16 protein-coding genes are annotated in these 14,649 nt (G+C 68.4%); 11 read left to right on the forward strand and 5 right to left on the reverse strand.

The window, feature by feature from the left end; translation table 11 throughout:
• The first annotated feature begins 311 nt into the window (after positions 1-311).
• On the forward strand, positions 312-1,871 hold the full coding sequence (locus AB0I04_RS26435; protein ID WP_360889618.1) for an IS200/IS605 family accessory protein TnpB-related protein: 1,560 nt from the start codon (positions 312-314) through the stop codon (positions 1,869-1,871).
• Positions 1,872-2,138: 267 nt separating this feature from the next.
• A complete protein-coding gene (locus tag AB0I04_RS26440; protein WP_360889621.1) occupies positions 2,139-4,289 on the forward strand; it encodes an MMPL family transporter in 2,151 nt (716 codons plus the stop codon).
• A gap of 203 nt (positions 4,290-4,492) precedes the next feature.
• On the opposite strand, the gene AB0I04_RS26445 is transcribed toward AB0I04_RS26440, so the two are convergent.
• The 3 genes from AB0I04_RS26445 to AB0I04_RS26455 form a co-directional block, all read right to left on the reverse strand.
• Complete coding sequence (locus AB0I04_RS26445; protein ID WP_360889624.1) at positions 4,493-4,840, reverse strand: metalloregulator ArsR/SmtB family transcription factor; 348 nt, start codon at positions 4,838-4,840, stop codon at positions 4,493-4,495.
• Between the two features lie 2 nt (positions 4,841-4,842).
• Positions 4,843-5,061, reverse strand: a complete 219-nt coding sequence (locus AB0I04_RS26450) for a hypothetical protein (protein WP_360889627.1) — start codon at positions 5,059-5,061, stop codon at positions 4,843-4,845.
• Between the two features lie 242 nt (positions 5,062-5,303).
• Positions 5,304-5,621, reverse strand: coding sequence for a hypothetical protein (locus AB0I04_RS26455; RefSeq protein ID WP_360889629.1), 318 nt, complete (start codon positions 5,619-5,621; stop codon positions 5,304-5,306).
• Between the two features lie 192 nt (positions 5,622-5,813).
• On the opposite strand from AB0I04_RS26455, the gene AB0I04_RS26460 reads away from it, so the two are divergent.
• The 3 genes from AB0I04_RS26460 to AB0I04_RS26470 all read left to right on the forward strand — a co-directional run bounded on the left by AB0I04_RS26460 (position 5,814) and on the right by AB0I04_RS26470 (position 7,572).
• Positions 5,814-6,146, forward strand: coding sequence for a hypothetical protein (locus AB0I04_RS26460; protein ID WP_360889632.1), 333 nt, complete (start codon positions 5,814-5,816; stop codon positions 6,144-6,146).
• Between the two features lie 393 nt (positions 6,147-6,539).
• Positions 6,540-7,403: a helix-turn-helix transcriptional regulator gene (locus AB0I04_RS26465; RefSeq protein ID WP_360889635.1), complete on the forward strand. Its 864-nt coding sequence runs from the start codon at positions 6,540-6,542 to the stop codon at positions 7,401-7,403.
• On the forward strand, positions 7,378-7,572 hold the full coding sequence (locus AB0I04_RS26470; protein ID WP_360889637.1) for a DUF397 domain-containing protein: 195 nt from the start codon (positions 7,378-7,380) through the stop codon (positions 7,570-7,572). Before AB0I04_RS26465 ends, AB0I04_RS26470 begins: the two co-directional genes overlap by 26 nt.
• A gap of 65 nt (positions 7,573-7,637) precedes the next feature.
• Here AB0I04_RS26470 and AB0I04_RS26475 read toward each other — a convergent pair whose 3' ends face one another.
• Positions 7,638-8,309 carry a TetR/AcrR family transcriptional regulator gene (locus AB0I04_RS26475; RefSeq protein ID WP_360889640.1) on the reverse strand — a complete coding sequence of 224 codons (672 nt, stop codon included), beginning with the start codon at positions 8,307-8,309 and terminating at the stop codon, positions 7,638-7,640.
• A 132-nt stretch (positions 8,310-8,441) separates the two neighbouring features.
• Here AB0I04_RS26475 and AB0I04_RS26480 point away from each other — a divergent pair, with 132 nt between their 5' ends.
• The 6 genes from AB0I04_RS26480 to AB0I04_RS26505 all read left to right on the forward strand — a co-directional run bounded on the left by AB0I04_RS26480 (position 8,442) and on the right by AB0I04_RS26505 (position 13,800).
• On the forward strand, positions 8,442-9,041 hold the full coding sequence (locus AB0I04_RS26480; RefSeq protein ID WP_360889643.1) for an HAD family phosphatase: 600 nt from the start codon (positions 8,442-8,444) through the stop codon (positions 9,039-9,041).
• A gap of 108 nt (positions 9,042-9,149) precedes the next feature.
• Positions 9,150-9,467 (forward strand): helix-turn-helix transcriptional regulator, encoded by a 318-nt coding sequence (locus tag AB0I04_RS26485; protein ID WP_360889646.1) that lies wholly within the window; start codon positions 9,150-9,152, stop codon positions 9,465-9,467.
• Complete coding sequence (locus AB0I04_RS26490; protein WP_360889649.1) at positions 9,467-9,763, forward strand: HAD-IA family hydrolase; 297 nt, start codon at positions 9,467-9,469, stop codon at positions 9,761-9,763. The genes AB0I04_RS26485 and AB0I04_RS26490 overlap by 1 nt, the downstream gene beginning before the upstream one ends.
• 240 nt (positions 9,764-10,003) lie before the next feature.
• On the forward strand, positions 10,004-10,369 hold the full coding sequence (locus tag AB0I04_RS26495) for a hypothetical protein (protein ID WP_360889652.1): 366 nt from the start codon (positions 10,004-10,006) through the stop codon (positions 10,367-10,369).
• Between the two features lie 185 nt (positions 10,370-10,554).
• Positions 10,555-11,913: a hypothetical protein gene (locus AB0I04_RS26500; protein ID WP_360889655.1), complete on the forward strand. Its 1,359-nt coding sequence runs from the start codon at positions 10,555-10,557 to the stop codon at positions 11,911-11,913.
• An 879-nt stretch (positions 11,914-12,792) separates the two neighbouring features.
• Positions 12,793-13,800, forward strand: coding sequence for a virginiamycin B lyase (locus tag AB0I04_RS26505; RefSeq protein WP_360889658.1), 1,008 nt, complete (start codon positions 12,793-12,795; stop codon positions 13,798-13,800).
• A 193-nt stretch (positions 13,801-13,993) separates the two neighbouring features.
• Here AB0I04_RS26505 and AB0I04_RS26510 read toward each other — a convergent pair whose 3' ends face one another.
• Complete coding sequence (locus tag AB0I04_RS26510) at positions 13,994-14,611, reverse strand: hypothetical protein (RefSeq protein ID WP_360889660.1); 618 nt, start codon at positions 14,609-14,611, stop codon at positions 13,994-13,996.
• Positions 14,612-14,649: the final 38 nt, after the last annotated feature.

Consider the following 14,649-nt stretch of genomic DNA (forward strand, 5'->3'; position numbering starts at 1 on the left):
CGTACGAACGATTGAGCGCGCTGGCTGTCCGGGGCGAATCTGGGGGGATATGCCGGAAGCACGTGCGGTGTCGGAAATGCGGGTTCTGCCGGTTGACTAATTGAGGGCTTCCTGCCGATATCTGCCGCGTGCACGATTAGTTAGAACACCCCGCTAACTCATCGGATCTGAATGACTGCTTTGGGTTGACATTATTGTCATGATGTCACTAGCTTTCGAACATGCGTTCAGCGCCTTGTCCTGTTCCGTCCCCGGCCGGTGGCCCTGCCCGTGGGTTCGCCGCGCCGTTCGTTGTTGTGGGTCCATCTGGTGTGGCGATCCGTGACCGGCTCAAGGATCTGACGCCGCAGGATGTGAAGGTGCTGCGGCTCATGGGTGACCACCTCGGGTCGCTGGCCTCCTCCGATTTGAAGGCATGGTGCGCGGCTGGGCTCGATCATGACACCAGCCAATGGGCGGAACGCAAGCGGGCTTTGACCGGGGAGTCATCGTCACGCTGGGCCGGTTCGATTACCAAGGCCACGCATGACCAGTGGGCGTTAGCACGTCGTAGCCAGCTCGCCTATATCCGCAGTCTCGAGGCCGGGATCGCCACGATCACCTACCGGCTGTCCCTGCCGGTGGGTGAGAAGGGCACGAAGAAAGCACCGGGCGGTTACCGCAGCCGGGAGGAGCGGTTCGCCAAGACTCGCCGTCTGCATCTGCTCCAGGATCGGCTCGAAAAACAGCGGGCCGACCACGAGGCAGGACGGGTTCGTGTCGTGCGTGGGGGCAAGCGGCTGCTACGCACCCGGCACAACCTGGAGGCCGCTCAGCTCACCAAGGTGGAATGGCGGGAACGCTGGCGAGCCGAGCGCCGGTTCCTGGCCGCTGACGGCGAGTCGGGCAAGCCGTACGGGAACGAGACGATCCGCGTCACCCCTGATGGCCAGGTCACCATCAAGCTCCCGGCACCGTTGGCGCACCTGGCCAAGACCGCACACGGCCGGTACGTCCTGACCTCGAAGGTGTCGTTCCCGCACCGGGGCGACCAATGGCGCGACCGGGTAAGCACGAACCGGGCCGTCGCCTACCGCATCTGCGAGAACGTCGAGCGTGGACGCTGGTATCTGACCGCGTCCTGGACGATCCCGCCGGTTAAGACCGTCCCCTTGGAAGCCGTCCGGGCCGGGGGTGTGATCGGGGTGGACACCAACGCCGACCACCTGGCCGCCTGGAGACTCGACACCCACGGCAACCCCGTCGGCGAGCCTCGCCGATTCGACTACGACCTGACCGGCAGCACGCAGCACCGCGACGCCCAAATCCGCCACGCCCTCATCCGCCTCCTGCACTGGGCCGAACGATACGAACTGGCCATCGCGATCGAAGACCTCAACTTCCAAGCAGAGACGACGCGCGAAAAACACGGACGACGAAAGCGGTTCCGCAACCTGATCTCCGGCATGCCCACCAGCAAGCTACGCGCCAGGCTGGTGGCGATGGCCGCCGAACTCGGCATCACCATCGTCGCCGTCGACCCCGCCTACACCTCCAAATGGGGAGCTCAGCACTGGCAAAAACCCCTAACCAGCAAGAATCGGAACGCCACCCGCCACGACGCGGCAGCGGTGGCGATCGGACGACGCGCCCTGGGACACCCGATCCGGCGACGGACGGCATCGCCCCCTGCTCACCAGAGCGATGAGCAGGGGCATCGGACCGTCCAGGCCGCACCAGGTGGCCCGGGGCGTGAGGAATCCCGCCCCCGCATCCCCGGACCACGGACACGATCCGTCGGGACCGGACGCGGAGCGAACGCGGGGGACCAGTGTGTCCAAGACCGTTCGGGACACGCGGCTGAGCACCTACAACTCATGCTCAGTCTTTAGGAACGGTTCTCCCCGGCGTACGCTCGCCGCCCTCGTGATCCTAGGGATCAAGGACGAGTTGGTGATACAGACGCACAGTGACTTCCTGCCATAGGTCACCCCGCTGCCCGCCCTACCCGGCGGACGGCCGGGCGCGGACGGTACCGCCCGCGCCGTACGCCCCGGGGAGTACGACCGCCTCCGCAGTGTCATCGCCGGACGGACGCGCCACCGTACGGTTCGCCGTCACTCTCGGGACGCCATTAAAACGTTCACGAGGTGATCCCCATGTACGACGGACCGCTCGCGCGGCTGGCCCGTTTCTGTTACCGCCGGAGGCGCCTGGTCCTGCTCGCCTGGATCGTCGGGGCCGCGGCTGTCCTCGCCGTCGGTTTCAGCTTCGCCGCGGCGGCCGACAACGACTTCTCCGGAGGCAAGGCCGAGTCCTCCCAGGCCCAGGATCTGATCAAGAAGCACTTCCCGACTCAGGAAGGCGACACGCTCACCCTCGCCATCCGCGCCGACGGCGGGATCGACGCCGTACGACCCCAGGTGGAGAAGGTGCTCGGCGAACTCGCCCACGCTCCGCACGTCACATCGGTGAGCTCGCCGTACCGGGCGCCGGGTCAGGTGTCGCCGGACCGCCGGACGGCGTTCGCCCCGGTCCAGCTCGACAAGGGGTCCGACGACGTGCCGAAGCAGGCCGTCACGGCGATGATCTCCGACGTGCGCAAGGGGTCCGGGGACGGGCTGACGCTCGCCCTCGGCGGCAGCGCGGTGGTGAGCGCCGAGACGCCCGGGGGCGGGCCGACCGAAGGCGTGGGCCTGCTCGCCGCCGTCATCGTGCTGCTCATCGCGTTCGGGTCGCTGCTGGCGATGGGCCTGCCGATCGTGACCGCGATCTTCGGCATCGGCACCGGGCTGGCCGGCATCGAGCTGCTCGGCCACCTGCTGCCCGCCCCGGGTTTCAGCCCGATCGTCGCGGGCCTCATCGGCCTCGGCGTCGGCGTGGACTACGCGCTGTTCATCGTCACCCGCTACCGCGAGGCGCTGCACGGGGACGACCACGAAGCGCATGCCGCCGACCCCGAGGAGGCGACGGTCATCGCGATCGCGACGGCCGGGCGGTCGGTGCTGTTCGCGGGCACCACCGTGGTCGTCGCGCTCCTGGGACTGTTCGTCATGGGGCAGCGGCTGCTGAACTCCGTCGCCGTCGCCGCGTCCCTCACCGTCCTCATGACGATGATCACCGCGGTCACGCTGCTGCCCGCGCTGCTCGGCTTCACCGGCCGGAACATCGACCGGTTCGGCCTTCCGTTCCTCGCCCGCCGACGGCGGCGGCGCCCGCGGTCCGAGCGGTGGGCCGGCGTGATCCAGCGGCGGCCGGTGCTCGCGGTCGTGGTCTCGGCGGCCGCGCTGCTGACGATCGCCGTGCCGGCGCTGTCGATGCGGCTGAGCTTCACCGACTCCAGCACCCAGCCCCACGACACGAGCGCCTACGCCTCGCACCGCATCCTCGCCGACGGGTTCGGCGCCGGATACGACGCGCCGCTGATCGTCGTGACCCGCCTGCCCGGGGACGTACGGCCCGTGGCGGACATCGTCCGGAACACCCTGGGCGTCGCCTCGGTCACCCCCGTCCGGACCAGCCAGGACGGCGCCACCGCCATGTTCATCGCGTACCCGAGGACCGGGCTGCAGGACGCCGCGACCCCGAAGCTCGTCCACACGCTGCGCGCGGCCATGGCGGCGCGCGACGCGGGCGGCCCGCGCGTCTACGTCGGCGGGCCCAGCGCCGCGACCATCGACTTCGCCGACGCGGTGATCTCACGGCTCCCGTGGCTGATCGCGGTCGTCGTCGGCCTGTCGCTGATCCTGCTCCTGGTGCTGGTCCGGTCGGTGGCCATCGCCCTCAAGGCGGCGCTGATGAACCTGGTGTCCATCGGAGCGGCGTACGGGGTGCTCACGGCCGTCGTCCAGTGGGGATGGCTGGGGCGCCAGCTGGGCTTCCCGACGGGCATGCCGGTGACCTCGTGGGTGCCGCTGTTCATGTTCCCGATCCTGTTCGGGCTGTCGATGGACTACGAGGTGTTCCTCATCTCGCGGGTCCGCGAGGAGTACGACCGGGGCGCGGCGACACGCGAGGCCGTCACCCGCGGCCTCGCCCGTACGGCCCGGGTGATCACCGCCGCGGCGGCCATCATGGTGTGCGTGTTCCTGGCGGTACTCCTCGGCGCGGACATCGCGGTCAAGCAGATGGGTCTCGGCCTCGGCGTGGCCGTGTTCATCGACGCGACCGTGGTCCGCATGGTGCTGGTCCCGGCCATCATGGAACTCCTCGGCAAGGCCAACTGGTGGCTGCCGGCCCCACTCGCCCGCCTGCTGCCGAACGCCGAGCCTCCGGCGCCCGCCCGGACCGCCCCCGTACGCGTCGAGTAGCGCTGATGAGCGGGCCGGCCACGACGAACATGACCGCCAGCAGGACCGTGGCCGCGGTTTCGGCGTGGTCGAGGCCGCGGCGCTGCGGATTGGCCTCCGGGCCCGTCCGTCGCAGCGTCCGCCGCAACGCTGCCGCCGTCCGCCGGCCGGCAGGTCGCTGGGACGGCATCGTCATCACCTTCAGACGCTGTGACGCCGGCTGATCAGCGGGCCTGGGCGGCAGTGGTGGCCTGCCGGAGTTCGGCGAGCAGTTCCTCGCGTCCGGTGATCAGCTCGGTGAGGATACGGCGGGCGGCTTGCAGCAGATCCGAGACGTCCGGGCCGGCGAGTGCGTACACCATCGTCGAGCCGTCCCGGGTGGCGGTGACGATCCCGCTACGGCGCATCACCGTCAGTTGCTGGGACAGGTTCGATGCCTCCACCTCGATCTCGGCCAGAAGGTCCCGTACCGGCATCGGCCCCTGGCTGAGCAGTTCCAGGACCCGGATCCGTACCGGGTGGCCCAGCATGCGGAAGAACTCCGCCTTCGCCTCATACAACGGGACACCCACGATCAGCCCTTCTCCTCGCCGGGCTGATCGGCGGCGTCGCAGGCCGCCGACAGGGACGGACGGCGGACCCTCAGGCCGTGCCGGTCGGCGACGCGCAGCAGTTCCTCCAGCTCCGCCTCATGTGTTGCCACCCCGTGGTCATCACCGGCGGCGTTCGCCTGCCCGATCGCTTCGCTGGCCAGCCCCAGCCGGCGTTCCATCTCCGCCGCGAAATCCCCCACACGCTCCTCCTTCAGCTCGGCTCCTGGTGAATGCCCGACGATCCCAGGATCTAACGGATTGAAGATATCTTCAATCCGGCAGCAGTTCCGCCCGTCCGCGGCGCGGTCACGGCTGTCTCGCCGGTGCGGGCAACGTTCACGATCGCGGTGCCGGCGTGGCTGCGGATGATGATCGCGCCGTCGTCGACGATGGCCTGCCGCGGTGGTACTGAGGCCGCGCGCGGCCGGTGGGCGTGGTCGAATCAGCCTGGGCTGTCCCCGGACCGGCGGGTACTTCCTTCGTGGGTGGAGCACTCGGCGGTGATCTTGCGTGCTTCGGCGGTGAGGGCGGCCAGCTCGCGGGCGGTTTGTTCGGCTCGGGCGAGCCGGGCGCGGGCCTGGGCGGCCGCCTGGCGGGCGAGTTCGGCCTGCCGGGAACCAGCGGCGGTGAGCCGTTCGCATTGGGCGGCCGCAATGCGGGCGGTCTCCAGCAGTGCGGCCAGATCCGTGGTGAGCCGTTCGGGGGTCGCGGCGTCCGGCACTCCACCGCGGTCTCTGTTCGCGATCGGCTTATCACTCACGGTGAAATCGTGTCATGGGTAGGCCCTGCCCGCAGGGACCATGCGATAGCGGGTCGCTCTTTGTGGTCCCGGGCGGCTGCAGAAGTCCGGCATCGGGCCGGTATCTGCGTGAAGCTGCACGAATCCGGCCAGCCGGGGTAATGAGGAGGGGAGAAACACCTGCCGGAGGCAAAGGAAGGGAGTGTGGCCGGCATGTCCCACATCTCCGCATGGCCGCCGGCCGGCGGTGACCCGCCGCCGGAGGCCGATGAGTTGCACCAGATCGCGGCCCGCCCGTGCGGGCGTCAGCGGATCTGCGCCGAACTGGCCGACGCGCTGGTGCGGCAGTTGCTGGCCGCCGGCCTGGACCTGGCCGCCACCCAAACCCGCGCCGCCTACCACGCCGACGGCCGCCTTCACGCCGCCCGCGAACGCCTGGAGCAGATCATCGAGGCCGTGCGCCTGACCGTCGTGGCCGACGCCCGGACGGCTGCGTCTGTGGCCGGCCCGCCGCTGCCCGCCCGGCGGAGTTGCTCCTGTCGGTGAGGGCATGCAACGGTCTTGTGCATGGAGCACCGTGTGCGATCGCCGGTAACAGCGCCGGCCTGATCGCAGGCCGGTCGGCCGCGTCACCGACATCAACAGTGCGAACCTCACTGACAACAACCAGACGAATCCACTGACATCAACTCGGCGCACAACAGGCGCGGCGTGTCCCGACCGGGACACCCCCGTGCGGCCTGCGTTGAGCGCCGACGCTGAGGCCGTTCGCACACGCTTCGCGATCTCCCTCGAGAGCCGTGAATGTGGAAATCGTCGTCATGGCACCACGCTCTGACGTCATCGGTTTACTCTGAGTGCGCATTCGCGTACGCAGTGAAGGAGCCGTGAAGGCGATTCGACGTCGGATCGCGTCAGCGCGAGGTGAGGAGCCCGGCAATGGCATCAACGACATCCCGCAAATCGACCACGTCCACGGTCTCCGGCACCACGGCGCTCGCCTACTGGGGCGACGAGCTGCGCTTCTACCGCGAACAGGCAGGGCTCACCCAGGAACAGCTGGGCCGCGCGATCCACATGTCCCCCTCTATGATCGCCATGGTCGAGACGGGCAGGCGCGCGCCTCGCATCGAGTTCATCAAGGCCTGTGACCATGTCCTGGCGGCCAACGGCGCTCTCGGCCGCCTCTGGAAGCGGATCATGGAACATTCCTATCTCGAGTGGTTCCGCCCGTTCGTCGAAGTGGAGTCCGACGCCACCGAGATCTTGGAATACGAGCCGCAGGCCGTGTCGGGCCTGCTCCAGACCGAGGACTACGCCCGCGCGCAACTGCGCGCGGGGCGGCCCCACGACACCGACGAGGAGATCGAGAAGCACGTCGCCGCCCGCATGAGCCGCCAGGAGATCCTCTCCCGCAGCGAGCCGCCGCTCCTGTGGGTCATCCTCGACGAGGCCGTGCTCCGCCGCCCCTTCGGTGGCGCCGAGGTGATGCGGGACCAGTTCGCCCGGCTGGTGTGCGTCGCGCAGTCCCCGCGGGTCGTGCTCCAGGTGCTGCCGTTCGCCGCCGGTGCGCATGCGGGAACCAGCGGCCCGATGGCGTTGTTCACCCTCCCCGACGAGACCAGGCTCGTCTACGCTGAGGGCTTCGGAGACGGGCAGATCATCGGGCGCCCGGAGGAGGTCGCGAACTGTCGTGTCGCTCTCGACCTTCTGCGAGCCTGCGCGCTCTCGCCCGACGACTCCGTCCGGATGATCGCCGACCTGATCGGAGAGTGCGATGAGCGACGAGGTCCCGTGGCGTAAGAGCAGTCGCAGCAGCGGCCAGGGCGGTCAGTGCGTCGAGGTCGCCCCGTGGCGTAAGAGCAGCCGGAGCAGCGGCCAGGGCGGTAACTGTGTCGAGGTGGCTCGGGTGACCGTCGAGGAGTCGGCCGTCGGGGGGCTCCCGCACGACGGTTCTGTCCTGGATCGCTGAGCTGGTCGGATAGGCGTACAAGAGGCTCGGTGAAGGGCGCCCCGATCCGGGGCGCCCGGCGTGGTTCAGCGGTGCAGGGAGATGCCGTCGAACAGGACCTTGATGTAGTGGTCGGCGAGGCCGTCGGCGTCCAGCCGGCCCTCCGGCTGGAACCACCGGACGGTCACCCAGATCGTGTCGCGGATCATCCGGTAGGTGAGCTTCGGCTCGATGTCCTCGCGGAACAGCCCGGTCTCCTGCCCCCGCTTGATCTGGTCGACCCACAGGCGCTCGGTTTCGGCCTCCGCCTTGGCGAGGTAGTCGAACCGCTCGAACTGCTTAAGGTAGTTCCAGTCGTTCTGCAGGACCATGATCGCCGCGCGGTGCGGGACCAGCGTGCTAAAGCAGATGCGCACCAGGTCGGACAGGACCTCACGCGGGTCGCCGCCTCTGGCCAGGGCCGCCTGGTTGGCAACGGCCAGCTCGTCGAAGAAGGACGTGAGGATCTCATCCACGATCGACTCCTTGGAGTCGAAGTGGTGGTAGAGGCTTCCGGACAGGATGCCGGCCTCGTCGGCGATGTTGCGGACCGTCGTGGCCTGGTATCCCTTTTGGGCGAACAGCTCCGCCGCGAGCTTCACGAGATGCTCGCGGCGCTCGGAGGCGAGCGTCGACGAGCCTCTGGCGCGGCGGCGGGCGCCCCCCGTGGTGCGGGCGTCGGCCCGCTGCCGTCCGTTGTCCTTGCTCGTGGTCGTCACCCCCTCATTATGACGTGCCCACCCAACCGCTTGTTCAACTGTCCGAATTACGCGCGATCCGCCCGGCAGGCCGCAGGGCGCGACGAAGTAGGCTCGCGGCACCACCTGACCGCCGCCCGAGGAGAGGACCGCATGCCGTCCGCGATCGTGTTCGACCTGTTCGGCGTCATCGCGCTGCCCCAGAAGCCCGAGGCCAAGCGCCGGATCGAGCAGATCGCCGGCGTCCGGCCCGACGTCCTCTGGGACGCCTACTGGGCGCTCCGCAAGCCGTACGACGCGGGACAGGCCAGCGCGGAGTACTGGGAGGCGGTCGGTGACCGGATGGGCGCGCGGTTCGCCCCGGACACGATCGACGCGCTGATCGAGGCCGACCTGGCGAGCTGGACGGACGCCGACCCGGCCATGGTCTCCCTCGTCGGCGACCTCGCCGACGGAGGACATCGGCTCGGCCTGCTGTCCAACATCATCAGCGATCTCGTCCCCGTTTTCGAGAAGAAGCACGGGGAGTGGCTCGCCCACTTCAGCGCGCTGACCTACTCCTGCTCCATCGGTGTGGCCAAGCCGGACCACCGTGCCTTCGAGATCGCGGCCGAAAGACTCGGCGTCACTCCGGCCGACTGCATGTTCATCGACGACACCGAGGCCAACGTCCTGGCCGCCCGTGAGGTCGGCATGCGCGCCGAGGTCTTCCGCTCCGCCGAGCAGGTACGCGCACTGGTCACCCTCTCGTAGTCGACGTGCCGAGCGGGCGCCCGGTTCGCGCAAGGGGCCGAGAGGCCGTGCGCGAAGGTATACCGTGCGCTTTTTGAAGGAGCCTCAGGCCGAAGAGGACGGTAGATCTTGACGGGCTACGTGAGGTGGAAGGACATTCGCGCCGAGCATGTCGAGCGTGCTGGCGGTGAAGAAGCGGTCGAGGCGGGTAAGCAGGAACTGCTCGCCAAGGTCCAGGGGCACCGCCTCGCCGAGATTCGCCGCAGCCGCGGGCTGACACAACGAGACATCGCAGAGAGGATGGGCGTAACGAAGGGGCGTATCTCGCAAATCGAACAGGGCAAGATCTCTGGGCAGGACATCCTTGCCCGCTACGCCGTCGCCCTCGGCGGGCGACTCCATCAGTCGATTTATTTCGATGATGGGGACATCGCGGCAATCGCCTGATGCCCACGCCGACGCGGCCTGCTGTCGAACATCATCGCCGACCTCGTGCCGATGTTCGAGAAGAAGCACGAGTCCTGGCTCGCGCACTTCGAGCGTTGACCTATTCCTGCGCCATCGGGGTGGCCAAGCCGGACCACCGCGCCTTCGAGATCGCGGCCGAGAGCCTCGGTGTCACCCTGGCCGACTGTCTGTTCATCGACGACACCGAGGTCAACGTCCTGGCCGCCCGCGAGGTCGGCATGCGCGCCGAGGTTTTCCGATCCGCCGAGCAGGCACGCGACCTGACCACCGCGTAGCGCCGGATCGGCAGGCCCAGCCTTGCCACGATCATCACGCCCGGTACAGGGACCAAGGTCCCGGGCAAGCACAGACCATCGCCACTGTCCTGCCGCCGGGCCTCGCAGGGAGGATCACGTCTGTCCCAGGCCAGAAGGAAGGCAGCGGCTCATGCAGGCGGGAGGGTGAACTCACCGGTTTGGGGGGTGCGTGGTGCCGGTTCGCAAGGGAGTGTGAAGGCGAGATGGGCAGGGGGCGTCGTGCCGTCTGATGAGCGGTACCGGGCGCAGGCGATGGCGCCGCGGCCCCACCGGATCCTGCGGCGGCGGCCCGAAGGGCCCGGGCAGGTGGCGCTGACGCTCGCCGCAGCCGACGGGGCGGCCACGGACCCGATCACGCCGGCCGATCCGGCGTCGCCGGGCCAGTACTGGGTGCTGCACACCGCGGCAGGCGCGAAGGTCCCAGCGGTCGACGTCACACTCCCGGCCGACGATCCGGACGTCGTGGCGACGGTGACCACGCTGGGTGTTCCGCGGGGCACCGGTCGGCGGGGCCGTCCGAGCGTGACCTGCGGGTCGTTGTGGTCCGTCAGCCTACCGTTGCTTTCCGCTAGTCTCTGTTGCTGATTGTAATCGCAGGGTAGCTGCATGCGGAACGCGCTACTCACGAGATGACCTGTGGTGATGCGACGGTTTCCGCGCGGGCTCGGCGTGTTCGCGGTCCTGGTCGGCGGGTTGTCGGCCGGGACGTGATTTTTCGGGCTTGTCGGGGGCGTTACGGAGTGTGCCGGTCATGGTCGCGGGAGGGTCGGTTGAGCAGGTTCGGCCGCTGGCCGATGGTGTCGTCGGTGCTGGTGGTCCTGTGGTGTGTGGTGTGCCTTGTCTGGCCTGTTCCCCGGGCGAGCGCGGCGACCCTGTCCGACGCCACCTGGACGACGAGCAAGACGACGACCAGTGCTACGGGTGCGAGTTATACCTACACCTTCACCGCGACGACGACGTCCTCGCTCAGTTCGGTGACGATGAGTGTTCCGTCCGGGACGGGCGGGAGCGTGAGTGTGGGCACGGTGAGTCCCGCCGGTGTGGCGGGCGGCAGCGTCTCCCTCGTCGGCACCACGCTCACCTACTCCTTCACCTCAGCCACAGTCGCCTCGGGTACGGCGGTCTCGATCAAGATCAATGGGCTGACCAACGCCGGCACCGCCGGAAGCTATACCTCGACACTCACCACGCGCAGCGGCGCGAGTTCGGTGGACACCGGCACGACCGGCGCAGTGGTATTCACCTCCCGTGCACTCACCAGCCCGGGCTGGTCGGCCTCGTCCGCGACAGTCGGCGCGACCAGCGTCAGCTATACCTTCACCTTCACCACGGCGACCAACGGCGTGACCCTCAACACGGTCACGATGACGGTCCCGCCCGGAACCTCGGGAACACCCACTCTCGGCACGGTCACTCCGTCCGGCCTGGGCGGCAGCATCGCGCTGTCGGGCGATACTTTGACCTTCTCGGGGTTCAGCAAGATTACGTTTGCTCCCACGGCGTTCTCGATCCAGGTCAACGGACTGACCAACACCTCCACGGCGGGCACCTACACCTCCGAAATCGTCACCAAGCGCGGGTCGGGCACTCTCGTCGACTCCGGCATCACCCCGGCAGTGTCTTTCACCGGCCCCCTGAACCTGGCCGCACCGAGCTCACTGACCTGGGCCGCCACACTGACCGGTACCGACCAGAGCGTCGTCGACGCCGTCGCGGCAGACCAGCAGTTCAGCGTCGACGACGAGACCAACTCTGGCGCGGGCTGGCACATCACCATCTCGGCGACCACGTTCACCGCCGGCACCAAGACCCTGCCCAACTCGGGCACCTTCGTGCTCACCGGCAGCCTCTCCTCGGTCTCCGCCACCACCGCGCCGAGCGCGACCTGCGTGACCAGTTGCGTCCCGCCCAGCTCCACCACGACCTACCCGGTCGCCATCACCACCGCCTCCTCCTCGCCGACACCGGTCACGGTCTACGACGACCCGGCCGGCAGCGGCCTGGGCCCTGCCACCCTCGGCGGCCACAGCGCGGCCCGTCCCATCGGCTGGTGGATCAACATCCCCGGCAACGCCAGAGCCGGCTCCTACACCTCAACCGTGACCACGACGATTGTGTCGGGACCATGAACCAAGCACGGCACACCCGATCGGTGACGATCGGGTGACCATCACCTGCCACACGCCGACGCGGCCCGTGGGCCGCCGCAGGCGTGGCGATCCGGCCCTCGCGTTCATCGCCGGGACAGGCACTGCCAGCCCGGTACGCGCGAGCGGCGCCCTGGGGGTGGACGGTTCGGCCTGACGCCGTCAGCGGCCCCCGAGCCCACCGCCGCCGATGCCGTCTCGCTGCCCAAGACCGCCGAGCGCGAACCTCACGATGGTGGTGAATGGTGACCATCCCCGCCGCCGCTGTCGCCGCCACCTGTACCGGCGCTACCTCCCAACCCGTCGCCTGACCCGGGGCACCGCACGCACACACCGTTCGCCACCCGAACCCGGTAGCCCGATCCCCGCTACGCCGATCACCATCTGGCTGGGGCTGGCCGGCCATGCGCGCCGCAGGTAGATCAACAGAAACCGTCGGCACCACAAAAATCTACGGATGGCCGCACACGGCGAGGTGAAGATTCGCTCCGCAGCCCACCCGTCAGGTGTCCGCGATCACGCCCGCGGGAATTCCCCTGCCCGTAGCGAGGGTGATCCACATCTCGACCGGGGTCACTGACCTCATGCCCTTGCAACGAGTTCCACCTCAGTCGGGCTCACACCGACACGGCTACCACCCTGCCCGAACTCAGTACTGCTTCGCCCAAGAAAGGTATCCGCATGCGTTCCCGCCTCCAGGCCCTCATCAGCCCACTCGCAGTCACGGCCCTAGCCTTGGTGGCCGTCGCGGCCGCACCCGCTGCTTCCGCCGCCCCGCCGCATCACCCGCCGCTCGAAGCGCCCTGGGTGAAGATCTGCCGCCGCCTTCAACAGATGCCCAGACACCGGCATATACGCTGCATGCCCCGGCGACTACCCCACCCGGCGGCCGGCCGGAACCTGGCAGCCCCGACTGGACCGGCAGCCGCCGGCCAGGCGGGCAGGGCGGCCCAGCGGGCGCTGCAGGCCCGGCGGCAACCCACGATCACCGAGTACTCCACACCGACCAGCGGAGCGGGCCCGGCAGGCGTCACCACCGGACCGGACGGGAACCTGTGGTTCACCGAGTACGACGCCAACCAGGTCGGTCGCCTCACTCCGTCCGGAGGGTTCACCGAATACACCCTGCCCACCAGCAGTTCCTATCCAGGCGAAATCACCACCGGCCCTGACGGCAACCTGTGGTTCACTGAGAGCAACAGCGGGCAGATCGCGAAAATGACCACGAGCGGGACCATCACCGAATACGCGCTGCCGAGCTCCACCGCCGGCCCATGGAGCATCGTCACCGGACCGGACGGGAACCTGTGGTTCACCGAATCGAACACCAACAAGATCGGGAAGATCACCACCAGCGGGACCATCACCGAGTACACGTTGCCGACCTCCGGCGCCTACGCGCTCTACATCACCGTCGGCCCGGACAACGCCCTGTGGTTCACCGAACCGGCCCCGGGCAACATCGGACGGATCACCACCAGCGGGACCATCACCGAAACCGCCGCGCCCGGATCTGGAACCGGCAACGCCCTACCCATCGGCATCACCGTGGGGCCAGACAATAACCTCTGGTTCACCGACTCCGGCATCGGAACCGTCAACTCCCTCACCACCGGCGGCACCTTCACCTCATACACGCTCAGCGACGTCAACGCCGGCCCGTATGACATCACCACCGGACCCGATGGCAACCTGTGGTTCACCGAAACATACGACAACAACCTCGCCTCCACCACCACCTCGGGAACGATCAACGAGTACGCACTGCCGACCTCCTCGGCCTACCCGATAAATGTCACCAACGGACCCAACAGCAGCCTCTGGCTCAGCGAAAACCTCGTCGACAAGATCACACAAGCAACACCCTGACCACCCACGCCGCGGCGGCCGTCCCCACGCGGGCAGACGGCCGCCGCACTCAGCCAACAACGCCCGCGAGCAACACCGCACCACCCGGACCTACGCAAGCCTCCTTACTTTCCCCTGGTGACGCGGACCCGAGTGGAGGGCAGTTGCTGACCGTAGATCAACATCGCGCTGTGCGATCGAACGGGATCCGGCGTTAGGCCGCTCCGCGACCGCCGACGCCGGCGATCCGGCCGACCAGGGAAACCCTCGCTACCGCCGGATTTCGTTCCGAATCACTCCGACCCCCGACGCTGAACTGCTGGTCGGCCGCAGTCCCGCGTCGACGACGCTCTGGTCGGTTCCGGTCAGTGTGGCAGCCCAGGTCAGTGAGCTCGGTGCGGCGAGGTTCAAGGTGCCGGTGAAAGACACGGCCGGGTGAGGTCGGAGTCGATGGGAGCGCCCGTACTTTGGTCACGATTTCGGAGGTGTAGGTGCCAGCTGTAGAGGTGTTGGTCAGTCCGTTGACCTGGATCGAGAACGCTGTGGGAACAAGCGGCAGCAGGGAGATGCCCGAGTAGGTCAGGGTCGTGCCGGACAGGCTCACACTGCCGCCTAGGCCAGATGGGGTGACGCTGCCCAGGGTCGGGGTCCCTGTTGTGCCGGGTGGAACCGACATCGTGATCGAGCTGATGGTCAGGCTCGTGGTCGCTGTGGTGAAGGTAAAGGTGTAGCTGACGCCGGTGGCACCGACAGTCGTGGACGAGGCGGACCAGCCCAGGCCGTTGAGCGCGCCGGCGGTGAATGTAACCCCGCTGGTGGTGCCGGTGTCCACCGAACTCGCGCCGTTCAGCGTGGTGACCGTCGAGTTGT

Origin of the sequence: Actinoallomurus sp. NPDC050550 (assembly GCF_040655075.1) — a bacterium.
GTDB lineage: Bacteria > Actinomycetota > Actinomycetes > Streptosporangiales > Streptosporangiaceae > Actinoallomurus.

Excerpts from the sequence above, each read along its gene's own strand:
- AB0I04_RS26470 (WP_360889637.1), top strand. The coding sequence starts at position 7,378 with ATGAGCGACGAGGTCCCGTGGCGTAAGAGCAGTCGCAGCAGCGGCCAG.
- AB0I04_RS26465 (WP_360889635.1), top strand. The coding sequence starts at position 6,540 with ATGGCATCAACGACATCCCGCAAATCGACCACGTCCACGGTCTCCGGC.
- AB0I04_RS26505 (WP_360889658.1), top strand. The coding sequence starts at position 12,793 with ATGCCCCGGCGACTACCCCACCCGGCGGCCGGCCGGAACCTGGCAGCC.
- AB0I04_RS26480 (WP_360889643.1), top strand. The coding sequence starts at position 8,442 with ATGCCGTCCGCGATCGTGTTCGACCTGTTCGGCGTCATCGCGCTGCCC.
- AB0I04_RS26490 (WP_360889649.1), top strand. The coding sequence starts at position 9,467 with ATGCCCACGCCGACGCGGCCTGCTGTCGAACATCATCGCCGACCTCGT.
- AB0I04_RS26440 (WP_360889621.1), top strand. The coding sequence starts at position 2,139 with ATGTACGACGGACCGCTCGCGCGGCTGGCCCGTTTCTGTTACCGCCGG.
- AB0I04_RS26460 (WP_360889632.1), top strand. The coding sequence starts at position 5,814 with ATGTCCCACATCTCCGCATGGCCGCCGGCCGGCGGTGACCCGCCGCCG.